Here is a 22,908-nt window from a genome sequence, read left to right on the forward strand (position 1 = left end):
CTTGGGATATATTTTGTTTTTATGGGATTCAGTATATTGAACTGTTTAAAAACGAAAAAGCTGATTTTGGTGTTGGATTTTTCCTAAGCGGAGATAAAAAATTTATTAATGATTATATAAAATTCTCAAAAAGACGAATAGTAGTAATAAACCATAGAGAAAAAACATTTCAAGCCATTGCAGACATAAAAGAGCTAGATAAGTTATTATACGAAAATTGCTTTAACAATACTCTACCTCCAGGGTATGTTAAGCATAAAAATCTTATAGCATTATCGCTTATATTAAAAGAATATGCTGAAAAGAGAGTAAAAGAATTGAAGCTGGCATTATAACTAACTAAGTTACTAGCGATTAGTTGTGCATTTCTACAAATCACTATGTGCTTTATAGCAAAAGCGATAGAGGTAAATAAGCTTTTATAAAATTCATATTATAAGAAGTTTTTTGTGCAGTCTATTACAAAGCAAATCAAAAGTCCTACGAGTATGAGTGTGTATTTGTCTGCAATTGCTGCTCAATGAATATTTAGGCGACTGTGATATATTACTCTATTAAGGCGGCGACTTTTATTTCGCGCGGATTAAGAACCGGCACGCGAACATTTATGCCTTTGATTTCATGGCTCACCGCGGACTGGCAAATTTTCTTGTTCGATACCGCACGGCGCGCCACGGCCAGTTTATAGCCGCATTCAGCGATAAATGACTAGCATACGATGCTTAAAAGCAGGAGGAACTACAGGTACTCTAAGTACTGGAAGTATAAATGACTAGCATACGATGCTTAAAAGGGCGAAATTTTAAAATTTTAGTAAGCGCTTTGAGCGATTTCATGCGATCTAAATTATGAGCTAAATTTTGCGACTAATGGCATTAAATTTAGCTGCGTAAAGCGTCGCGATAAAGCCGAATAAAAAGAAAATAGAGCCGCGCCTCAAAAATTAAAATTCCGCAAAAATATATTCGTTAAAAATCAAGCTCGTGCTCTTAAAATTTAAGGGTATAATTACGAAGAGAATTTATAAAATTTAACCGAAGGAGAGACCATGAAAAAATTTCGCTCACTGCTGCTCTGTGCGGCGGCGGCTGCGACTTTGAGCGCCCAGGGTGAGGATAAAGTGGAAAAAATCACTTCGATCGACATCTATGTTTCGCCGTTTTATTCGGCTAAAGAGGGTAAGCCCGAATACGTGCATGTTTACGAGCCGATCGACGATCTGTTGATGAAAAACGACGTGGCGAGCCTAAAAAAGGCGATCAAAATCATCGAAGACGCCCCGGATATGGTCGCTCCGACCACGCTGATGACGATCGCGGCGCGCGCTTATGATCTGGGGCTTAAGGACGACGCGGTATTTTGGTTCTACGCGGGCAAAAATCGATTCCTAACCTTCGCTCGCGTCATCGACATCAAGGACGAGATGTTTCATGAGACCGAGTCCGCGAACGCGGCGTTTTTACAGCTCGTCGGCAACGTGGTAAATCCATACGCATTCTGCGATCTCGCTAAACAGCGCGATGCGGCGGCACGCGCCAGGGACTGGGTCAAGGCGCACCCGTATAAAGCGATATTTGATGAGAAATTTCCATCGCACTTCGTAGATCGCGCCGCTGCGCTCAAGGCAGCCGAGGACAAAATGGACGCCGCGCTGCTTAGGCAGGACGAGTTTTTCGCAGACCCCGCTAAAAAGGCGGACTTTCTAGCCAAGCGCAAAGCAAATAACGCAGATGAGCGCTTCTGCGATTAGTGTCGCTTAACCAGCGGCACTTTTGAAAAATCGGCATTATTTGAAATTTTGAGCTATCAAAAATTTAGTACCACATTTTCATCTTTTCAAGTAGATCTGCGCGTGAATTTAAAATTTTATTACGTAGAATTTTATCACTAACGGCACGCAGTGAAGCTTTGATATAAATCAGACTAGATCTGTTTAAAATTTAGCAGAAGCTCGCACGCAATTCTATTTCGCATAAATTCTATCAACAACTAACACAAAATCAGATCAAAATATTACTAAAATTCCAGCAGTTTGGCGACGTAAAATTTCACCGCTACCGCCTAAAAATCGAAGTTTTTTAAATTTAGCCGCGCGGCGAAATTTTATCCGTTTTTATATACGAACATTATATAATTATCAAAATTTTTTCCAAGGAGAGAGGATGAAAAAGCTCGCTACGATACTTGCTCTGCTCTGTGCGGCAGCGTTTGCCAAGGAGTATGAGTATATGGTGCAAAGTATGAGCTACGGCTCACTCGGAGGGCGCAAGGAGAGCACGCATCTAAGCTACGACGCGGCGGCGCGCAAGCTGGAGCAGATAAGAGATACGAACTCCTCCGACGGCCTAGGCTCTAGCTACAAAGAGATCAGCTACTTTGACGAAAAGGGGGATATGGTCAAATTTGAAGTATTTAACCTCGATCTTAAAAGCGGCAAGTGGAAAAAAATAGAAGACTACACGGAAAGCGTAAAGGGTAACGTCACGACGCGCGAGAGCAATTCGATAGTGGATGACGGCACGCGCAATGCGAGCAAAACCGTCTCCAGCTACGACGGTAACGCGACGCAGGACGTGAGATATAAGTTTGTAAAGGGCAAATGGCAGAAAGAGAGCATGAACAGATCCGTAAAAAACGCGTGGGATAAGGAGGAGCTTACGATAAGCTTCAAATGGGACGGCAAGAGCTGGCAGCCCAAAGATAAGATCGAAATTTTCTACGACGCCTCAGGAGAGATGAGCGGATACGTGAGCTACGAGTTTGTAAACGGCGCGTGGCAAAACAGCGAGCGAGAGATGCTTAACGGCGATCGAAACGGCAGCTACGAGCAGATCCGCAGCACTTTTAGGGGCGGCGCGTGGCAAAACGCGACGATGAGTAAGCACGAGCTTGATGCCGCGAAAGGCGAGGGGATCGTTACGAGCTTCATCTGGAACGACGAGAAGGGCGCGTGGGATAATATGAGCAAACAAACCGTTATCAAGAAGGGGGCGGATCTTAATATGACCTCGTATCTGTGGGACGAGCGGCTTAAAGATTGGGTCAAAAGCTACTCAAACGGCGAAATTTACGACAAATCGGGCGAGCGCCCGCTCGTGCAAAGCCACGAATCAAATTCCAGTAGCGGCAAATACGTCTATAGCTACGACGAGCACGGCAGCAATACGGCGATGGATATCTACAAGCTTGACGCGAGCGGCAAATGGGTGCAAACCGGGCGCTCGGAGGCCACTTACGATACCGCAATCCCGGCTGATAGCGTGGGATACGGAGCCGCGCTGATGATGTTTGAGATGCCTAGCATTTACGCGATAACGAGCTTTAAGGAATTTAAGCTTAAAGACGGCAAGTCCGAGCTCATAACGGAGCAGACGTGGAAATATAAAAAGATAAAGTAGCGTTTGAAGATGCGTCGGTAAAATTTCGCGGCTAAATTTTACCTGCGCGGCGTTGTACGCGTACTGCGGTTAAATTTTATCGGCGTGGCGTTTAAATTTAACAGGCGCGGCGACCCGCGAGCTATGCGGTTAAATTTAGCTAGCGCAGAGATATTCGTGCGCCGCGTAAATTTTAAAATTTAAATCCTACGCCGCGGCAAGTCCGTACGCAGCGACAGCAAAAGAAAAGGTTGAAAAACGGTTTTAATCAGAGTGATAAGAACGGCTATTTCGGCTTTAATTTCGGCGAGTATCTGTTTTACCGCCGTAGAAGCGCAAGATCGCGGCGCGGCAAGCGGACAAAAACAGACGATAGGGGGCGGCGGGAGAGATGATCGGACGCCCGCAGGCAAGCAAAGTAGCGAAATAAGCGCAACAAAGCACGCAGACGAGCAAGGCGACGAGGCGCAAAATTTTAAAATCAAAAGGCACTATTTTCGCAGCTGTTCGTGCCTGCATAAACAAAAATCAAAGGAGCCCGCCCGCCTCTACGATGAAATTTCGCAAGAGCAGGCCCGAAAGATCGGCGGCCTATTTCATCGGCTATTTCAAAGAGGGCAAGCTAAGCCGCTATGAGAAAATTTACGAAGGCGAGAGAGCTTTTTCGAGCAAGGATATAAAGCGGTAGACGCGATTTAAAATTCAGATAAAGGAGCGGTCATGAGAGGTATTTTTAAAATTTCGCCCGAGGAGGATGCGGCAAATTTTGCGGCGCTAAATTTAAAGGCGCGAGCGATTATTTCGGCGGGCGCTTTTGGGGAGCAGACGGCAGTTTTGGCAGACAAGCTTCGAGTGCGATCGGCAGTTTTAGCAGGCTCTATTTTAGCGGCGACATTAACGCTTGCGATGCCTGCGGGCGCGACCGAGGCGAGTGCGACAGCAACGAAACATGCGGCACCTGATAAAATTTGCCTACAAAAGACGAGTTATAAAACAGAGGGCGGCGCCGTGCCGCGCTACGAATATGAAGTGAGCCAAAACTACGACGCTAAAACCCACCGTCTAGAAAAAATCTACAAAAAGAGCGGCGAAGAGGGGGTGTCCGTATCGAAAAGCTTTAGCAAATTTGACGAAAGCGGCGAGCGCGAGATCGAAAATATCGAATACGACTGGGACGCAGATGCAAATAAATTTCGCGAAACGGCGATAAGCAAGCAGGAGATCGCAAAGGACGGCTCGAAAATTTATTTTAGTCTGCAAAAGGACGGCAAGCCATACGAGGGTGAAAAAGCCGTCGAAAAGCGCGAGGGCAAAACAGAAATTTTACAAAATTTCACGCTAAAAAAGGGCAGATGGACGCCGACGCACCTTACTAAAAGAATTATCGACGAAAACGACAGAAACAATTTCGTAGCGACCTATGAATGGAACGCCAAAGCGAAAAAATGGATGCCCTACGAAAAATCGATATACCACTACAACGGCGACGCTTACGCGGGCTCAGAAGGCTACGCGTGGCGCGGCAAATGGGTGCCGCTTACAAAACACACGGTCTTTACGGCCGCGGACGGGACGCGCAGCGAGATAAATTTTATATGGAAGGACGACACATGGCAGCGCGATGAAAAGATCTTGCGCAAGATCGAGCCTAAGTATAGGCGCTTTAGCGAGCTAAGATCGCGCTGGGACGCCGCAAAAAACGAGTGGAGGGAATACTACAAAAACGTGCACGAGGAGACCGAGGAGAGTAGGCCTCTACGCGAGCGAACCGTGCTTTGGCGCGAGGAATCGCAACGCTGGGAGGTCGTGTTTGAAAACGAGTTTAGCTACGACGCGCGCGGCAACGTGATAAAAAATCGCGCGGCTTCCGATGGCAAGCAGTACGAGTATATTTACGGCTACGACGAAGCGGGCAACAACATCTCGATCATCCTGCGCGAGCCTGATGAGAGCGGCAAATGGCACGAGACGCAAAGGACGCAAAACGTCTTTGAGCCTGAAATTTTAGCGCACGACGTCCTGGATCGCGGCTTCATCGGCGACTACATAGCCGCGGGCAAAAACGCGATCAAAAGCAGCAAGCAGTATTTTCTAAAGGACGGCGAGTTTAAGCTAAACGAAACTCGCGAGTGGATTTACGGCAAATGCGAGCCGCAATAAAATTTAGAAAAGCCTCATGAACGAGCCTTATATCGTTAAAATTTCAGATAGCGACGCGATGATGTTCGGCTGCGAAGCGGACGAGCGGGTGCGCGAATTTGTCGCTAAATTTGACGGCCGGGAGTACGAAAGCGAGTTTGAGCGGACCAGCTATCTGCTCGGCACGGACGTTTTTATCGAGGTCGCGAGCGAGGAGAGCTTAAATGAAGGCACCTTGCGCGCTCAAATTTCAAACGAAAAGGCTTTGGACGCTGACGGCGGCACGACGTTTTTGAGCCTGCGCGAATGGGACGGCAAAGAGCATTGGCGAGTTCGCGCGAGCGATGAAATTTTACGCGCCATCAGCGAGGATGAGGACGGCGGCGCAGCGTATCTGCTTCTTAGCCCGCGACATATCGCCGCAGAGGAGCTGCGAGGCGCCTTTGCGGACAAGCCGCCGCAGGAGTTTGCGCGCATTATCGAGGCTTTGGAAGCCAAATACGATTGCAAAGACCGAATGCTCTGCTACGTCGTTTGCTATTTTACGCCGAGGGGCAAAGAGGGGATGCGGGCAGACTTCGGCGTCTGAATTTGAAGCGCGACGGATTAAATTTAAATTTGACCGCGCAGCGCACTCATGCCAGATAGCGAGAGTTTGATTTTGCGCGTAAGACCTGCGCCGTATGGGGCAAGTGAAATTTAAGCGACGAATTTAAAAATGCTGCGACTAGTGGAATGGGGTCAAAATGATAAAATCCATAAAATTTGAGGGCGAAAGCATCGAGGAGCTGGAAGTTTGGTACTACGCCCCAAAGCACGAATGTAGCGCGGCGGAGTTCGCGAGAGAGTGCGGCAAGCTCGTGCGCGCGGACTTTGGGCTCGCCTCCCTTTACGAGATAAAATTTGAAAAATTCAAGTCCTGCGAGCTAGATGATTTTATGAAAGAGCGAATAACGGCAGCTTTGAGCGCGGCGGCTCTATCGGACGAGCCTCAAAATTTCGCAATGGGCGGCGAGAACGACTGGGACTGGCAGGAGTGCTCGTTTGAGGCGAGCGGGCAGCGATTTTTACGCGTCTGGGCGACATCGGCTTGATAAATTTAGCCGTAAATTTACTGGCTTTGCGCGTCCGAGGTTTCGGGCGGATTTGCTGCAAAGCGCTTGCAAAAGATGCCTAGCGACGTTAAAATTCCGCGCTACCGCTTATCTCGCGCGATTTATGTGTGTTTAGATGCGGTAGCGCAATCAAGCCCGCAGAGTGAGCTAGCGCGCCCTATTTCGCGCAAATTTACGCACAGAGGCGCAGCGGGCGCCTTACTCTGAGCCAAAATTTATTTGAAGGGAAAATATGAAAAACCTATTTCTAGTCGCGCTTGCGGCATTAGCGCTTAGCGGCTGCGCGGGCTTAAAATGCGGCGCAAAGGACGGGCGAGACGTCGCTGAGATCGACGTGCCCGAAGATGGCTGGACGAGATACCTAGGTACCGACGGCGAGATCAAAGAGGTCGCATTTTTCACGGCGTTTTTCTCCAAGCAGTTCCGCCCGCACCCAAAAGACGGCGAAAAGATCGGCTTCGTGCTTACCAAAAAGAGCGGCGAACGCATACCGATAAGGCTCGGCAATATGTATAAGGCGGCAGACGGCGCATTTGCGCTCGCGGATCTTGACGCGCAGAGCGACGTATGGCACGGAGCTCGGGAGCTACGAGGAGCAAAACGGGTGAAATTTTACAAATTTCAAGAAGGCAGCGTCAAAGTAACGGACTATGAGGCGCAAGGCGGGCTTTGCGAGGCGTTTTACGCAGGCGAAAAGATAAGCATCAAAAGCGTGCTAAGCCGCCATGCAAATAAGGCAGACGGGGCTAGCGGCGAAATTTCCACCGTGCAGACGCAGGGCGAAATATCGCGCGATGCCGTCAAAGCTTTAAACGCGCGGGAAAAGTCCTCGCTGCAAAGCTCTAACAAAAATTTAGCTAACAAAAAGAACGTCGCGCAAAAAACCGATAGCGAGGCGTTAAAAACGGAGACGGAGGCGCTAAAAAATATTATCTGCTACAGATAAAAACGAAGTCGATTGAAATTTCAGTTTAATGAGTGAAAATTTTGCTAAAATTTTAAATAAAAATATCTTTTCAAGGAGTAAAAAATGAGAAAAAGCGTTTTATTTTTCCTATTGCCGCTGTTTTTGTTTGGCGGCGAGGCGCAGAAGCAGCTAAACGTCTTTGAGCTAACGCCGTCAAAGATGCCGCCGCAGCAATTTAAAGTCGAAGCGATCTTTTCGAAAGAGATCAAAGCCGATTGCAACGACGCGTATCTGATCGGCGGCAAAATAGAGCAAAAAGAGGGCTCGGACGGGCTTTATTACGAGTTTAGCGGCGGCGATGAGCTTGCTCAAACGCTGATGCTATGCGACGGCAAGAAGCAAAAGAAGCGGATCTATTACGAGCTCACGCATCCATTCGCCTACGACGGCGGTGAAATTAGAATTTTAGCGCCCAAAGACGTTAAGATCGAGCTTAAAATTTACGAGCTCGTAGAGAGCAAAGAGCCTAAAATCCGCAAGATGAAATAATTTCGCAAAAAAGCGCGATGAACCGAGCTTCTGCGTGACCGAATTTCCGCCGCGCAATAGATCTTTCATCGCGCGATGGGTTTGCGCGCAGGCGAGATAAATTCTACGGCGAAGAATGGAATTTCGGTATCGATGGGTCGTTTGGTTAAAATTTCAGTATAATTTCGCAAAAACAAGGAGAGAGCATGTCAGAGAGAATTTTTGAAAGTCTAAAAGAGCTTTTGACGCAGCAGGGGGCGCGCTTCCGCGTCGTAGCTCACGAAAGCGCGGGCACATCCGCCGAGGTCGCCAAAATCCGCGGCACGCAGCTAGGGCAAGGCGCAAAGGCGCTGGTTTGCACGATCAAGGGCTTTAAGGACGGGCAAATTTCTTTCGCGCAAAATTTAAATTTAGTAAGCGCCGATGACGCACAAAATCTCGACGTCTCCGCCATTGCGAGCGCTCAAGGCTGCGAAAACGGCGCCTGCGCGGGAAATTTAACTTTAACCGCCGATCAAATTTGCGCAAACGTGCCGCAGCAGCTGAAGCTTCCTAGCGACAAACCCGCGGGCAGAAACGGCAGGATCTACGTCCTAGCGGTCTTTGCAGCCGATCACAAAACCGATCTCAAGCGCTTGGCAGAGGGGCTCGGCGGCACTAAAGCATCGCTCGTAAGCCCCGATGAAGTGGGCGATCTCACGGACTGCGTCATCGGCTCGGTACCGCCGTTTAGCTTCCACGACAAATTGCTGCTAATCGCCGATCCGTCGCTGTTCAGACGCTTTGATGAGATCGCTTTCAACGCGGGCTTGCTCGATCACTCGATCATCCTAAACGTGCAGGATTACGCGCGCATCGCAGCTCCCCGCATCGTTAGCTTCACTGAAAAGGCTACGGAAGACGAATAGCAGCGCATCGTCCGTTTCACACAAGAGGAAGATTCGGATTAAATTAACCCAAAAGCAAGGGCAGAAAAAGACAGCGCGAGAGTGGTTGTAAAAAGGGTGCTTTGATTTTTGATCTTTTTTCTTCATATTAAGGCTTTAAAATTTGCAGTATGATCAGGAGCAAAGAGATCGTGACCGAAACGAGGGGGAAATGTTATGAAGCAGGTGTGGATATTTTTGCTGTGCCTACTTGCGCTATGCGGCATGGAAAATGCCGCGGTCAAGGAAGACGATGCGCCGCAGCCAGAGATTTATCAGAGTATGAAAGATATTTACGACGATCTACCGATCGCGCAACTGCCGATTCGCTATCCGGGAGAAATTTCGCCCTTAGCAGCTATCGATAAAAATTTACTTGATAAAAATGAGCTGTTTTCGTTCGCAAAGGAGAATTTTTTAATCGACAATCTAAGCGCGTATTGGGAGAGGATCAAAGACATAAGGGCTTGTCGTTTGCCAAAAAAGAGCGCCAAAACAATTCTGCTAAGGCTTTATCTGGGGGATTTCCAAGATAGCAAGCACGGGCACGAATATGTTTTTATGTGCCTTTTAAACGACGCATTTCGTATAAGTGATTGTCGCGAAATTTACGCCGATTACGTGCACTGCGGTAAAAGCAAGCCGCCGATGCGCGCCAAGCAGGAGTTCGTCATCGACGCCGATTTACGCTGCACAGTAACAACGCACTACTATACTTTAGATAGCGATAAAGAGCTGCACAGAAATGTCTGCGTGCACGAAATACAAAACGGCGCGATCGTTACTAAGGATTAAAATCCAAGGCGATCTTGCGAGATGTTTTTGGCCGTAAAGCCGTAAATTTCATAAGCATAGCCGCAAACTGAGACGCGAATTTGCTCTATCTATGAGCCCAGCTATTTCAAATCGCGATAAAATAACGCTTAGACCGAGCCTCGAATTCATCATATTGATGAGGCGCTGTTTCGAGCCGCGCCAAAACGGCTCGTAAATCTTTGGTGCACCGCAGCGTCCCACTAAGATGCATCGCCTTACGGAGCATTTTAACGACGCGAGCGCTTTATTGGTTTTGACTTCCTGCAATAAGCTAAATATCAAATCTGAAATTCTTAACAAGCCCCGAAAGCAGCGAGGATAAAACATCCAAATTTTAAAATTTAAAAATTTTTAAAAAAATGTGAGATTAAAGAGAATTAATCGCGACGATATCGCATCGCCGCGACTGAAGAGGGCATCATCGTGCCCGCGAAGGTATTTATTTCATAGCGCCTTGTTGTTTCATCTGATCCATCATCTGCTTAAATATCTCTTTAGCTTGTTTGCAAGTGGCCTCTTGCTGCTCTTTAGGAAGTGCGCTGATCTGATCCATAGACTGCTTTTTTTGATCCTCATACATCTTGACCTGCTGCTCTTGACCCGCTTGTTTGTAGGTATCAACCATCTTATCAAGATCTGCGAAGTACTCCTTGCAGCTATCTGAAAGATCTGCGGCGCTAAGACTTAGCGCAAAGCCAAAACTAGCCAAAACTAAAAGTGATTTTTTCATTTTTCTCTCCTTGTAAAAAATCAGCGAAAGTATATCATTTCGCTTAGTAAATTTGCCTTAAATTTTAATCAAATACGGCTGTTTTTTTAAATTTATAGCGCTTTTGAAATTTTAAAATTTCACTCTCGCCGCGACGCTTACATTTTTTAAAATTTAACTCATCTTTAAATTTTAAAATTTTGGCTCTTGGTTTCGCAACTGCCGCCGGTGCTTTTTAAAATTCGGTCCTCGCCGCCTCTTGGGGCTGCAGCGTAAAATCACTTCTCATCAAATCTGATCTGCACCGATTTTTTGTGTGCGCCGAGCCCCTCTGCGTCCGCTAGCGCCATGCACGCGCCTCCGAGCTCATCTATGGCGCACTTATTTAGCGCTATGATCGAGCTTCGTTTGATGAAGTTATAAACCCCCAAAGGCGAAAAAAATCGCGCGCTTCCGCCAGTCGGCAGCGTGTGGTTAGGGCCTGCGAGATAATCGCCCATCGCCTCGGGCGTATAGTGGCCCAAAAATATTGCGCCTGCGTGGCGTATGCGTGGAAGCAGCTCGTAGGCGTTCTCGGTCGCGATCTCGAGGTGCTCGACCGCAAGCTCGTTCATCAGCTCAACGCACTCATTCATATCGCGTGCGATGATGATTGCGCCCTTGTTTTGGATGCTGGCGCGAGCGATCGGCTCACGCGCGAGCGTAGGAAGCTCGCGTTCTATATGTTCAGCGACGCAAAGAGCAAATTTTTCATCGTCGCTTATCAAAAAGCTGCTTGCGATCTCGTCGTGCTCGGCTTGGCTGAGTAGATCCACGGCGATGTTGCGCGGATTTGCCGCGGCGTTTGCGATGATGCCCACTTCGCTAGGGCCCGCGATCATATCGATATTCACATCGCCGAACACGAGCTTTTTAGCAGTCGCTACGAAGATATTCCCGGGGCCTGTGATGACGTCGACCTTGTCGATCGTGCGCGTGCCGTATGCCATCGCCGCGATCGCGCTTGCGCCGCCCACCTTGTAGGCCTTTTTGATCCCCAGCACATGCATCGCCGCAAGCAGTAGCTCGTTTACGACGCCGCCCACGGCGGGGGTGCAGACGCTGATATCCTCTACGCCCGCGACGATTGCGGGGATCGCGTTCATCAGAAGCGAGCTCGGATACGCTGCCTTGCCCCCCGGGATATACAGCCCCGCGCGATCCACGGGCGTGATCTTTTGTCCGAGCATCGCACCGCTTGGATCGAAGCTAAACCAGCTTCTCTCAAGCTGCTTTTCGTGATAGGCGTAGATGCGCTCGTATGCGACTTGTAGCGCGTTTTTTAGCTCTGCGGTTAAGCCTTCATACGCGAGGCTCATCTGCTCGCGAGTGATAGCCAGATCACCCTGTACGCGCCATCTGTCAAATTTCTCTATCTGTTCAGCTAGCGCCTCATCGCCGCGCTCTCTGATATCTTCGATGATACCGCTTACGACGGGCATTACCGATCTCATATCCGTCTCGCCGCGGCGCACCAGCCTTGCAAACTCCTCTTTGAAATTTGCCTTCGTGCTTTTTAAAATTTTCATTTTTGCTCCTTGTAATGCTTGGAATTTTAACGTTTTTTGCTAAATTTCGCCTTTAAGCTCGCGGCTGTATAAATTTAAAGACCCTTTGGGCCCGCCGATTTTCAAAAGATTAAGCGAAAATGAAATAAAATAGCCGAAATTTTAAATGGAGCGATGTATGAAAAAGATATTTTTAGCGCTGATCGCCACGGCGGCTTTATCGCTAGCAGAAGCCACGGCTTTGCCATCGGCGGAACAAGAAGATCCCGGTATAAGCAGATTACAAAGCGAATGCGATAGCAACAATACCTTAGCATGCGTGAATCTCGCCATGGCATACTATTCAGGGGATGGCGTGAAGCAGGATTATGAGAAAGCAAAAGAGCTAAATTCTAAAGCCTGTAATTTGGGAGACGGCTGGGGTTGCACCACCTTAGGGGCGTCATATGAATACGGCAAGGGCGTAGAACAAGATTATAAAAAAGCGACCGAACTATATTCTAAGGCCTGCGACTTAAAAAATAGCATAGCTTGCGGCAATCTGGGTGTTTTATACTACTCAGGCAAAGGAGTAAAGCAAGATTACAAAAAAGCAACCGAACTGCTTTCCAAGGCTTGCGATTTGCAAGAAGGTGACGGATGCTACAATCTCGGGCTTTTATATGCCTCGGGTGAAGGCGTAAAGCAGGATTATAAAAAAGCGAGCGAGCTATATTCTAAAGCTTGCGATTTAAAACATGGCGAAAGCTGCCATAATCTTGGAATTTTATATGAAAAAGGGGAAGGCGTAAAACAAAGCTACCAAAAAGCGGATCAATTCTATTCTAAAGCTTGCGATTTAGAAGTTGCCGAAGGATGTTACAATCTTGGAGCTTCATACTATTTAGGCAATCATACAAAGCAGGACTATAAGAAAGCAAATGAATTGTTTTCTAGGACTTGTGATTTAGGATATAGCATAGGATGCTATGCTCTAGGGTTTTGGTATGCCTCAGGCGAAGGCATAGAACAAGACTTTGAAAAAGCAATAAATTTATATTCTAGAGCTTGCGATTTGGGGCATAACACAGGATGCTATAATCTAGGAGTTTTGTATAGTTCCAGCGAAGGTGTAAAGCGGGACTATAAGAAAGCGAGCGAACTATATTCCAAAGCTTGCAATTTGGGGAACGGGCTAGGATGTAGTGATCTAGGAGTTTTATATGAACAAGGGGAAGTCATAGAGCAAAACTATAACAAAGCAAATGAGCTATATTCTAAAGCTTGCGATTTGGATGTCGGTGAAGGTTGCAATAGTCTCGGGGTTCTATATGAGTCTGGTAAAGGTGTAAAACAAGACTTTGAAAAAGCAAAAGACCTGTATTCTAAAGCTTGCAATCTTGGAGATGGACTAGGATGTGTCAACTTAGGAGCTTTATATGAACAAGGAAAAGGTGTAAAACAAGATTACCAAATAGCAAATAAATTATTTTCCAAGGCTTGTGATTTAGAAATTGCCGAAGGGTGCAATAATCTTGGATATTTATATGAATCCGGCAAAGGGGTAAAAAAAGATAAGAGTATGGCGAAAAAATACTATGGTAAAGCCTGCGATCTAGGGATTAAACGCAGTTGCTACACCTATAAAAAACTAAACGAGCAAGGTTTTTGATCCATTTAAATTTTAAGCCGCCCGTTAAGCCCGTTTAAATTTGTGGCTTAAATTTAAAGGTCTAAATTTAAACCATATTATCCGCGCGGCGGTACTAAAAGCGCGCAAAATGCGCGGACTTAAAATTTAAACCCATTCCCGCCGCGGCAGATGCTGCGTAAGCGGTGTGTAAAATTTAGTGAGCCGCCAAATTACAACGACATTCGCGCCAAAATAAAAGGATACGTTCCGCCACCGTTAAAATTTCAGATGAGACGTTAATTCTTTAGGAATTTTAAAATTTTAAGCCCTCTTTTTTGCGGGCTAAAATTTCGAGCGAGCCGTTAAGGGTGAGCCACTAATTCGTAGCGTTCGCGTCGAACTGCAAAAATTTCCTGATCTCCTCCATCGCTTCTTTGTTTGAAAGGGTAAATTTGATCTCGATGCGGCGGCTGGCGTCTTTGTCCTCGACGCCTCTGCGCATCACGGGCTGCGTGTAGCTGCGACCGCTGGCGATGAGATATTTTTGCAGTCGCTCATCTTTATTCCACGAGTTGATGAAATCCATCACAGCAAACGCCCTATTTTGCGAGAGCTCGAGATTGTACAAATACCCGCCGTCGCTGTCCGTGTGCCCTTCGATGATGATCTGATCTAAATTTTCGCGAATTTCATCATTATCCAAAAGCGCGGCGAAATAGCTCTGCAGCGTCGAGCGGAGTGTCTCTTTGGCGCCCTCTTTCAGCTCGCTTGAGCCCTTGTCGAAAAGGATCGACGAGCTTAGCGTCATCGCGCCGCTTTCGTTGTCGATGCGGATCTTGCCGCCCAGCTTCTCCTTCAGATCGGCGATGATCTTAACCTTCATTCCGGTGAGGTTGCGGATGCGGTTTTTCGTGACGTTGAGGTCCTGTAAAATTTTATTAAAATCGCTCTGCTTCTGCGTGAGCTGATCGAGCAAAAAGGCGATTTTAAGCTCGTTTTGGCTGATCGTAGCGTTGGCATCGTCGCGCGCTTTTTGCAGAAGCGAGTTGATGTCTAAATTCTCTTTTTTCAGCTTCTCGGCCATATCGGTTAGATCTTCGATCTGTATGAAATAGATGGAATTTTGCTTGCGAAGGTCGGTGTTTTCGATGTTTAGCTTCTCTAGCTGATCGCTAAAAATTTTATTCAGCGCTTCAAGCTCGGCGCTTTTTTTCTCCTGGCTTTGAAGGCTTGCTAGAGCGCTTGAAATTTGGCTTTCTTTCTCCTGCAGGTTGCTTTGCGTGAGGAAGTATTTGACGATGATGCCGCCTACTAAAAGCACGAAAACAAAAAGCAGTCCCGCCATCAAATCGGCGTACGCGATCCAAAAGGTCTCTTTTTCTTCGTTATTCGTTTTCATCTAAAAGTGCTTTTTCATCGATGCTCGCAAGCGTTTTGCGAAGCTCTTCGATGATGCTTTCGTTGCTCGTCCGCGCAGCGCCCTCTCCAGCTAAAAGTGCCTTCAAATCCGCGCTTAGTCCCTTAAAGCTAGCGTCAATTTTAGCGGCGCAAGCATTCTGCGAACTTGAAATTTCGCCCGCAAACCCGCCCAAGGAAGCATTTAGGCTCTTGATTTGAGCGCTTAATGCACTCGTAATGTTAGCCAGCTCGCCTTGCCCGTCCGTTAAAGTCTTAGACTGGCTTAGATACTGCGCGGAAATTCCGTTTTGAATTTCGATTAGGCTTGCAGACACGGACTTGAGCGCAGATAAAATTTGAGCGAAGCTCTTATCTAACTCGCCGTGAGCGAGATTTGTCCTTTGGATCATCTCTCCTGCTTTTTCAAGCTCTTCTTGTGTAATCGCCATACTTCGCTTCTCGGCTTCCATCACGCTTTCAAAAGCGCCGATTTTTTCATCGATTAGGCGGTTTAGTCTTTCGGTAAAATTCGTAGAGCTCATCATCGCAAATGAGCGCGAAATTTCAGAATTAGCGTTTAAAATTTCACTCAGATAGCCCTGTGTTATTTCGTCTTTGTTCCAGAAAAAATTTTTAGTGGAATTTTTGTATTTGATGAGCAGACGCTCATATTTGCTAATGCCTTTTTTCTCAAAATATATCCACCAAAGCGCTAAGAAAATTCCATAGATCGAGACGTAAAACGCTGTGCCCACGCCGCCTAGAAGCTGCGCGATCTCGGTTTCGAGCCCATCGATATTGCTTGAGGAAAAGTGCGGCATCGAAATCGCAATCGAGATGAAAGTTCCTAAAATTCCAAGCATCGGAAAGACTGCCGACGCGACGGAAGCGTAGTTTTGATTACGCAGCGAGTAGCCGTATTCGTCCACAAAAAGATCAAAGCTGGCATCGGATTTTTTCTTGCCGCCGATACTTAAGAGATTGGCGACGATGTAATTCTTTAGCTCGCGCTTGAAATCATCGATATTATTTTGAAAATTTAAGCAGCCATATTCTGCATTATGACGAGCTAAAATTAGTGCAATAATGAGCAAAACCGCAAGCATCAGGATCGAGTGCGTCTCTACCTTCAGCCCGATAAGCCCCAAATAGCCCAGCAAAAACACCACAAAAACCGCGATCGGCAGAGCTGCGATCTTAAAAAAAACGCCCGCTAGCGAGCGCTCCTTCGCCTCAGGTAGCGTAATATCGAGCACTTCGTTATTTGGGCGATCCATATTAGTTCCTATTTAGGCAATTTAGATTGTCAAATGCGACCTGCAAGCGCGCCACCATACTCTGCTCGCCTGCTCTCAGCCATTTGCGAGGATCGTAGAATTTTTTATTTGGCTTGTCCTCGCCTTCCGGATTGCCGATTTGAGCTTGCAAATAGCCGCGATTTTTGGCCTCATAAGCGCGCACGCCGTCCCAAAATGCCCACTGCGTGTCGGTGTCGATATTCATCTTAACTACACCGTAGCTTACGGCTGCCTTGATGTCGGAGGTCTCGCTTCCACTGCCACCGTGAAAGACGAAATTTACGGGTTTTTCAGATTGCAGATTAAATTTCTCGCGCACGAATTTTTGCGAATTTTTCAAAATTTCAGGTCTCAGCACAACATTGCCCGGCTTATACACGCCGTGGACGTTACCGAAGCTTGCTGCTATGCTGAATCTATCGCTGATTTTGCTTAGCCGCTCGTAGGCGAGCGCGACATCTGCGGGCTGGGTGTAAAGCCGCGCGTTATCGACGCTCGTATTATCGACGCCGTCCTCTTCGCCGCCTGTGACGCCAAGCTCGATCTCAAGCGAAATTCCAAGATCGCTTAAAATTTCCAAATACTTCTCGCAGGTCGCTAAATTTAACTCCAAATCATCCTCGCTAAGATCAAGCATGTGCGAGCTAAACAGCGGCACGCCGTGAGCTTTTTTATGAGTGATATTAGCTTTGATAAGCTCGTCAATCCACGGGAGCAGCTTCCTTGCGGCATGATCGGTATGTAAAATCACCGCAACGCCATAATGAGCCGCCAAAGCATGCACTTGATGTGCGCCTGCAATAGCGCCTAAAACTGCGGCATTAGGGCAAGTAGCGCCCGCATAAAACGCCGCGCCGCCGTTGCTAAACTGAATTATTACGGGCGAATTTGCGATTTTAGCGCTTTCCAAGACGGCGTTTATGGAATTTGATCCCACTACGTTTACCGCAGGGATCGCAAAGCCTTGCTGCTTCGCATACGCATAGACCTTACTTACGTCATCGCCACTTAAAACGCCCGGTTTTACTATATCTAAAACGCCCATCTTTAGCTCCTATATTATTTATACTCGATTTTAGCGTTTTTGTGAAGATCTGCCGCTTTTTGCTCGACTACTTTCGCCGCTTTTTGCTGTCTAAGCACGCGCTCAATAAAAGGCTTTGCCTCGCTTTGGCTTAGCTGCTTTTTAGCTTGAGACTCCTCTTTTAACACGACGTGATATCCAACCCTGCTTCTAATCGCTTTAGTAGTGATTTGACCATCTTTTATCTTAGAGATCGCATCGGCAAAAGGCTTGACCTGATCGCTAGGCATCCAGCCTAGCTCGCCGCCGGTTTGTTTAGCCTGCGGATCGATAGATTTAGCTTTGGCAAGCTCTGCAAATTTAGTAAATAGTGCACTGTCGCTAAGCCCTTTTAACTGCTTAATAATATCGTTTGCCTCAGCTTCGGTTTTAACGACGATCTGAGCCGCTTTGATTCTCGCAGGCTCGGTAAAGCGCGCTTTGTTTTTGTTATAAAAATCGCCTATTTCTTTATCGTCGATATTTATTTTGCTGGCTTCTTTAGCCTGCCATACACGAAGTGCTAAGTTATCTTTTACGATTTCAAGCTCTTTTTTATAAACGTCTTCGTCCATAACGCCCGATTTTTTAGCCTCATCCGTTAGCAGCATCAGATCGATACCTTTATCGATAAGCTCCTTCTTTTGATCCGCGTTAAGAGCAGCGATATCTACATTGCCTATGCCTTGAAGTAGCGGAGCAAGCTCTTTTTCGGTTACGTCTTTGCCATTTACGGTAGCATAAACGGTAGCGTTAAGGCTGATAGCGGCAGCCAAACTAAGTGCTGTAAATAAAACTTTTTTCATCACAATTCCTTAAAAAAATTTTAACGGCGATTATAACTCAAAGTTGTTAACAATCAAACTGTACTTTTAGAATTTTAGGGTAGAATTCCGCCTTGAGGAAATACAAATGAGAAGTAAAAAAGATATTTTAGAGATAAAAAAGAGAATTTTGCAAAACTTCGCAGAAGAGCGCAGCGAGCTGAAATTTAAAGACACCTATCAGCTTTTGGTCTGCGTGATGCTAAGCGCGCAGTGTACCGACAAGCGTGTAAATTTGATCACGCCGCGCTTTTTTGCGGAATTCCCTAGCGTTGCAGAGCTTGCAAAAGCCAATCTGGCAAGCGTTAAACTGCTAATTAGCTCGTGCAATTTCTACAACAACAAAGCGGTAAATTTAATCAAAATGGCGCAAGCGGTGGTTCGCGACTTTGACGGCGTCGTGCCGCTTGATGAAGCGGGGCTAAAATCTCTTGCGGGCGTGGGGCAAAAGACCGCTCACGTCGTGCTTTTGGAGGGCGCGGGCGCAAACGTGATGGCGGTGGATACGCACGTATTTCGCGTTGCGCATCGCTTGGGGCTGAGCCGTGCAAAGACGCCTGAGCTTACGGAGCGCGATCTTAGCGAAGCTTTTAAGACGGACCTCGGCAAGCTGCACCAAGGCATGGTGCTTTTCGGCCGCTACACCTGTAAAGCGATAAAGCCAAACTGCAAAGAGTGCTTTTTAAACGAGCTGTGCAGCAGCAAGGATAAGAATTTTCCGTAAAATTTTAGCCTGCAAATGCGGGTTTAAATTTACGCACTTAAATTTGACGGAATTTTAAAATTTTGACGCCTTGCTTAAAGCCGCTTTACGACAGATGTTCGGCTTTATGGCGCAAAAAATTTAGATTGAAATTTTATAAATGCCTCTTTTGATTTTTATCTTTTAGCAAAATTTAAAATTTTGTTTTCGGAGCCTACTGCTTTGCCAGCCAAGACCGGTAGCCTTCGCTTTTAATCACGTCCGCGATACTTTTTGTTACCGCGCATTTAAAACGATAGTATCCTGCATTTAAAATGAGAGTGAGACCGAAACCACTATCATTCTAAATGCAATATACACCTTTAAATAGCTTTTAAAAACATCATTAATATGGTATAGATCGCATAGATTGAGGGTTTAATTTCTTCGTTTTCTAAATATACATAAACGATTGCGGTGCAACGAAATTCGGATACTCCGAGTAAGGACAGATAGGCCTTTGGTATCTTTTTGTCGATTTGATTTTAATAGCAAACCCTACATCTCTGCCGGTAAAATACCTTAAGTACCTATTTTTATCTATGCCTGCATACGTTTGCGTTTTATCCCATAATTTTTCCGGAGTATCCTCTAAAATATCATCGATTATAAATTCTCCAATAATCTTTCCTATTGGTTTCGTGGCATAAACTTTGATCTTATTGACTTTTTTTTTGAAATTTACTTTTCTGAATTCGAATCTTTTTGTTCCGTTGAAGATGGCCTCTGCGAATTCGGGCTTAATTGATAATAATGCGGTCATCGACCAGTCCCTCTCTTAATATATTGAAGAAACTATTATCTGTTAATCGAACAAAGCCCCAATATGATGGTTCTCCCCCCAAAATCTCCCTAATAACACCTAAAATAACGCGTTTTTTAAAGGAGACATTATAGGTCATTTTTATTACTTTTGGATAAGTCTTTTTTTCAAAGAACCGTTCTAGCTCCGAATTTGTAAATATATTATGCGGTTTACAATACTCTACAAATTCGTTTACATTGCCGAAACTAGATAAATCACGATATTCCTCTACAACACATAATGAGGTTGCCACCGACGAATAATTTGCGTTTGACGCATTCTCACCCTTGGTTCTATATACGATGAGGCAATCGCCTTTTCTTAATTGTTCAACGCCATCCATTTTCGTAATATATACCTTGTGTATACTATTTGACTCGGACATGTCTCTTAATATATCATAATTTTCTGTTTTAAGTATAGAATCAGAAAACATACCAGTATGATATTTTGGCCAAATACCCAAAATATATTTATTTGCATTCGTCGTTATAACTGCCGGATAGTCTAGCAATATATCGCCTCTTGTATCTTGTCTGCGTGTCGGTATATTTTTAATCAGAACAATTTCTTCATTTTTTTTACCATATTCAACAAAACCGTACCTTTTTAATAAGGCTATTAACGGGGTTTGTTTTGCAAAAGAGGTAACATAAACATCGTAAATATTTTTTGATACCGCAAAATCGAAGACTCTCTTTATGAGACGTTCGCCCAGTTTAGTTCCATGAGCTTCTATCTTCATAGTTCCTATTTTTAGCCATGGATGGCCAGTATCAAGCTTAGGATCTATATTTGTGTTATCTACTGGATTTTCTACCTTTAAGTATAAAAAAGCCACTATCCGATTATCGTCAAATAGAACATAAGCCTTTTCACCAGATAAAGCCTTTCTCTCAATCCATGCGTCAAATCCATCGTAATCGCTCCTTAATGAATCAAAAAAAAGGATTTGATATGTCAATATCCTTTATATATTTTTCTTCAATATTTGACATTTTAGACTCCCGATATTTTTATACAATTATATCAAAAAATATCCGACTCCGTTCTCTAAAATTTCTGAAGATATAAATCATAAATATTTATTGACGGTATGCGAAAGTCAAAGCTGTAAATTAGATATTTGCACTGCAAATTCTTGCCCTTTTACGGCGGTAAGCAGCGCGCTCAAAGCCGCACGGGAGTCTTTCACTCCGTGCGCGCCCAAAGATGAACCCAGTAGCACGCAGCCCTCGGTATTACGCCCGGTATTGCCGGAGTGGATCAAGATGCAGCGAGTTTTTGGCACCAGCTCATTCCATAAAAGCGGCAGACGAACTCTAAATTTCGGACTATCGTGCCAGGCTATTTGATACTTTCCTTGCGGTATGCGTCTATCCATACCGCTCTGCGTGGTATCGGGGCCCGCAGGCTCGCAGGTATATCCTTTTAGCACTTCCTTTTCGCCGTCGCGCAATACGAAGCGCCCCAGCGTCATATCGTCAATCTCCTTGAACCTGGTAATTTCCAAGACCATTTTTACTCCTTTACCCTTCAAATTCTATCTCTATATTGTAGGCTGACGGCTCTAGCGTATGCGAAACCGATTTTACGCTAAATTTAAGATCCTCAAGCCCTGCAGCGCCTTTAAATTTAATTTGTGCGCCCGCGACGATATTGGCGCCCATACACGAGCACCGCCCGTTAATACCGCCCTTTTTTAGCTCATTTAGCTTGCTTTGCGCCAGCTTATAGGCCTCGGCATCGCTTTTCGGCTCCGGGATCTGCATCTTATAGGTCTGTTTGCCTTTGCCTACTTTGATCTGCTTGCGTTTCCCGCTTTCTACGTCCTGCCATTCGCAAGTAACCGATCCGTATGCATTGCGATTCGCTTCGGTGACATTTAAAGACTCGAGTTCGCTTAAGTTTAGCTCTATTTGCGGCAGTCCGCTCTCTGTCTTTGCTTCGCCTGCTTCATCATCCCCGCTTTTTGGCGCTAGGATCAGAGTATCGTTTTTGGTGGCGGCTAGATAACCTAGCTCTTTACTAAGCGAGTATAAAAACTCCAAATCACTCACCCCGTCTTGTAGGCGCGATCTGATCGCCATATCCTCTCCGCTTGTTTTTAGGCGCAGGGCGTTTTCGTCCGCGATCTTGCCGGCAATGGCAAAAAGCGTGGTATTTTCCCAGCTGCGGCGCTTTTTAGTCTTGATCTCGCCGGCAAAATCTACGGCGGTCGCACGCACCTCGGTGCTTTGCTCTTTGTAATCTCGCTCGCAGGTCTGCACGGCGAATTTACCGCACAGCCACATATTATCAGCGCCTCCTTCACCTTCGCCCGCCCAACCCAGCCAGAGCTCGAGTTTATCGCCGAAAGCGGGTTTTGTATAGAGGCCGTGCACCTTGAAATTGATCTCGTCGCTTTTAAAGCCCTCTTTGTCGTCAAAGCCGAGCGAGATTAAATTTTGCCTGAGCGTTTCGGTAATATCTTTGCCGTTTGCTTCAAGTTTGAAGATCGGTTTTCTCACCATAACGCCGCCTGCTTTTGTGGGATTTTTTCTTCGCTCAATTCCGGCAGGGTTACGCTATCGCCTGCTTTTAAAACGACCTCTAGCTTCGGATTCAATTCCAGCACGCTTTCAAAATACCTTAAATGCCCATAATGTTGATAAACGATCTGGTCCAACCGCTCGCCGTCTTTTGCCTTATAAATCATATTTATGCCTCTGTTTGATTAAATTTCGTCCGCATCGTAATCCCTTCTAAGCGTAAGGCTGAATGTCTGCGTGAAAAACGCTCCATTTGGAGCGAATACGGATCTGTTTTCGCTGATCTTTTCTATCGCAAATTTACCCAGATACTTACCCCGCCCCGTAACGAGCGGCAGGCTTTGTCGCAACTCGGCCAAAGCATAAAGCGGTTTTAACGCCTCTTGCCCGTCCTGTGCGAAAGGTAAGGTTTGCCCGTTTAAATTTATGCTTTGGCTGCCGAGTTTTGCACTCAAAAGGGCTTCAAAGTTTGCGATGCGCTCCTGCGAGGTAATGCCGAATTCCGTTTCTACCGCTATTTCGCTTGTCTGCTTCCACTCAAATTTAAAGCCACCCAAATTTAACACCATAT

At 46.1% G+C, this 22,908-nt stretch carries 25 protein-coding genes; 13 read left to right on the forward strand and 12 right to left on the reverse strand.

The window, feature by feature from the left end; all coding sequences use genetic code 11:
- The 11 genes from Q0600_RS03085 to Q0600_RS03135 form a co-directional block, all read left to right on the forward strand.
- The coding region (locus Q0600_RS03085; protein ID WP_298756778.1) for a hypothetical protein at positions 1-335 on the forward strand (335 nt) is incomplete at its 5' end.
- A gap of 713 nt (positions 336-1,048) precedes the next feature.
- Complete coding sequence (locus tag Q0600_RS03090) at positions 1,049-1,750, forward strand: cytochrome-c oxidase (RefSeq protein ID WP_298756780.1); 702 nt, start codon at positions 1,049-1,051, stop codon at positions 1,748-1,750.
- A 412-nt stretch (positions 1,751-2,162) separates the two neighbouring features.
- Positions 2,163-3,398, forward strand: coding sequence for a hypothetical protein (locus Q0600_RS03095; protein WP_298756783.1), 1,236 nt, complete (start codon positions 2,163-2,165; stop codon positions 3,396-3,398).
- Between the two features lie 252 nt (positions 3,399-3,650).
- Positions 3,651-4,013 carry a hypothetical protein gene (locus Q0600_RS03100; protein ID WP_298756786.1) on the forward strand — a complete coding sequence of 121 codons (363 nt, stop codon included), beginning with the start codon at positions 3,651-3,653 and terminating at the stop codon, positions 4,011-4,013.
- An 84-nt stretch (positions 4,014-4,097) separates the two neighbouring features.
- Complete coding sequence (locus Q0600_RS03105; protein WP_298756788.1) at positions 4,098-5,537, forward strand: hypothetical protein; 1,440 nt, start codon at positions 4,098-4,100, stop codon at positions 5,535-5,537.
- A gap of 16 nt (positions 5,538-5,553) precedes the next feature.
- Entirely contained in the window at positions 5,554-6,105 is a 552-nt protein-coding gene (locus Q0600_RS03110; RefSeq protein ID WP_298756790.1) for a hypothetical protein, read from the forward strand.
- Positions 6,106-6,262: 157 nt separating this feature from the next.
- Entirely contained in the window at positions 6,263-6,610 is a 348-nt protein-coding gene (locus Q0600_RS03115; RefSeq protein WP_298756792.1) for a hypothetical protein, read from the forward strand.
- Positions 6,611-6,863: 253 nt separating this feature from the next.
- Positions 6,864-7,577, forward strand: a complete 714-nt coding sequence (locus Q0600_RS03120) for a hypothetical protein (protein ID WP_298756794.1) — start codon at positions 6,864-6,866, stop codon at positions 7,575-7,577.
- 84 nt (positions 7,578-7,661) lie between these two features.
- A complete protein-coding gene (locus tag Q0600_RS03125) occupies positions 7,662-8,087 on the forward strand; it encodes an ecotin family protein (protein WP_298756797.1) in 426 nt (141 codons plus the stop codon).
- 185 nt (positions 8,088-8,272) lie between these two features.
- Entirely contained in the window at positions 8,273-8,974 is a 702-nt protein-coding gene (locus Q0600_RS03130; protein ID WP_298756800.1) for a YbaK/EbsC family protein, read from the forward strand.
- A gap of 195 nt (positions 8,975-9,169) precedes the next feature.
- On the forward strand, positions 9,170-9,787 hold the full coding sequence (locus Q0600_RS03135) for a hypothetical protein (RefSeq protein WP_298756803.1): 618 nt from the start codon (positions 9,170-9,172) through the stop codon (positions 9,785-9,787).
- 460 nt (positions 9,788-10,247) lie between these two features.
- Here Q0600_RS03135 and Q0600_RS03140 read toward each other — a convergent pair whose 3' ends face one another.
- Together Q0600_RS03140 and hisD are read right to left on the reverse strand one after the other, a co-directional pair.
- Positions 10,248-10,538: a DUF5339 domain-containing protein gene (locus Q0600_RS03140; RefSeq protein WP_291936556.1), complete on the reverse strand. Its 291-nt coding sequence runs from the start codon at positions 10,536-10,538 to the stop codon at positions 10,248-10,250.
- A 257-nt stretch (positions 10,539-10,795) separates the two neighbouring features.
- The gene (gene hisD, locus Q0600_RS03145; protein ID WP_298756805.1) at positions 10,796-12,085 is read right to left on the reverse strand and encodes a histidinol dehydrogenase; all 1,290 of its coding nucleotides are present in this window, start codon (positions 12,083-12,085) and stop codon (positions 10,796-10,798) included.
- A 157-nt stretch (positions 12,086-12,242) separates the two neighbouring features.
- On the opposite strand from hisD, the gene Q0600_RS03150 reads away from it, so the two are divergent.
- Positions 12,243-13,715: an SEL1-like repeat protein gene (locus tag Q0600_RS03150; protein ID WP_298756808.1), complete on the forward strand. Its 1,473-nt coding sequence runs from the start codon at positions 12,243-12,245 to the stop codon at positions 13,713-13,715.
- Positions 13,716-14,052: 337 nt separating this feature from the next.
- Here the strand turns inward: Q0600_RS03150 and Q0600_RS03155 are convergent, their stop codons facing one another.
- The 4 genes from Q0600_RS03155 to Q0600_RS03170 are packed head-to-tail and all read right to left on the reverse strand — an operon-like array spanning position 14,053 to position 18,241.
- Positions 14,053-15,075 (reverse strand): OmpA family protein, encoded by a 1,023-nt coding sequence (locus Q0600_RS03155; RefSeq protein WP_298756810.1) that lies wholly within the window; start codon positions 15,073-15,075, stop codon positions 14,053-14,055.
- A complete protein-coding gene (locus Q0600_RS03160) occupies positions 15,062-16,351 on the reverse strand; it encodes a MotA/TolQ/ExbB proton channel family protein (protein ID WP_298756813.1) in 1,290 nt (429 codons plus the stop codon). The genes Q0600_RS03155 and Q0600_RS03160 overlap by 14 nt, the downstream gene beginning before the upstream one ends.
- 1 nt (position 16,352) lies before the next feature.
- On the reverse strand, positions 16,353-17,417 hold the full coding sequence (fbaA, locus tag Q0600_RS03165) for a class II fructose-bisphosphate aldolase (protein ID WP_298756816.1): 1,065 nt from the start codon (positions 17,415-17,417) through the stop codon (positions 16,353-16,355).
- Positions 17,418-17,431: 14 nt separating this feature from the next.
- Positions 17,432-18,241 carry a peptidyl-prolyl cis-trans isomerase gene (locus Q0600_RS03170; RefSeq protein ID WP_298756819.1) on the reverse strand — a complete coding sequence of 270 codons (810 nt, stop codon included), beginning with the start codon at positions 18,239-18,241 and terminating at the stop codon, positions 17,432-17,434.
- A 106-nt stretch (positions 18,242-18,347) separates the two neighbouring features.
- Here Q0600_RS03170 and nth point away from each other — a divergent pair, with 106 nt between their 5' ends.
- A complete protein-coding gene (gene nth, locus Q0600_RS03175; RefSeq protein WP_298756822.1) occupies positions 18,348-18,983 on the forward strand; it encodes an endonuclease III in 636 nt (211 codons plus the stop codon).
- A gap of 412 nt (positions 18,984-19,395) precedes the next feature.
- Here the strand turns inward: nth and Q0600_RS03180 are convergent, their stop codons facing one another.
- The 6 genes from Q0600_RS03180 to Q0600_RS03205 all read right to left on the reverse strand — a co-directional run bounded on the left by Q0600_RS03180 (position 19,396) and on the right by Q0600_RS03205 (position 22,906).
- On the reverse strand, positions 19,396-19,764 hold the full coding sequence (locus tag Q0600_RS03180) for an ASCH domain-containing protein (RefSeq protein ID WP_298756825.1): 369 nt from the start codon (positions 19,762-19,764) through the stop codon (positions 19,396-19,398).
- Complete coding sequence (locus Q0600_RS03185; RefSeq protein ID WP_298756826.1) at positions 19,742-20,770, reverse strand: GNAT family N-acetyltransferase; 1,029 nt, start codon at positions 20,768-20,770, stop codon at positions 19,742-19,744. Before Q0600_RS03185 ends, Q0600_RS03180 begins: the two co-directional genes overlap by 23 nt.
- Positions 20,771-20,911: 141 nt before the next feature.
- A complete protein-coding gene (locus Q0600_RS03190; protein WP_298756827.1) occupies positions 20,912-21,325 on the reverse strand; it encodes a DUF5675 family protein in 414 nt (137 codons plus the stop codon).
- Between the two features lie 10 nt (positions 21,326-21,335).
- The gene (locus Q0600_RS03195; protein ID WP_298756829.1) at positions 21,336-22,319 is read right to left on the reverse strand and encodes a phage tail protein; all 984 of its coding nucleotides are present in this window, start codon (positions 22,317-22,319) and stop codon (positions 21,336-21,338) included.
- Positions 22,313-22,510 (reverse strand): tail protein X, encoded by a 198-nt coding sequence (locus tag Q0600_RS03200; RefSeq protein WP_366517538.1) that lies wholly within the window; start codon positions 22,508-22,510, stop codon positions 22,313-22,315. The genes Q0600_RS03195 and Q0600_RS03200 overlap by 7 nt, the downstream gene beginning before the upstream one ends.
- 12 nt (positions 22,511-22,522) lie before the next feature.
- Positions 22,523-22,906, reverse strand: a complete 384-nt coding sequence (locus Q0600_RS03205) for a phage tail protein (protein ID WP_298756833.1) — start codon at positions 22,904-22,906, stop codon at positions 22,523-22,525.
- Positions 22,907-22,908 lie beyond the last annotated feature (2 nt).

Origin of the sequence: uncultured Campylobacter sp., assembly GCF_938041645.1 — a bacterium.
Classification (GTDB): Bacteria; Campylobacterota; Campylobacteria; order Campylobacterales; family Campylobacteraceae; genus Campylobacter_B.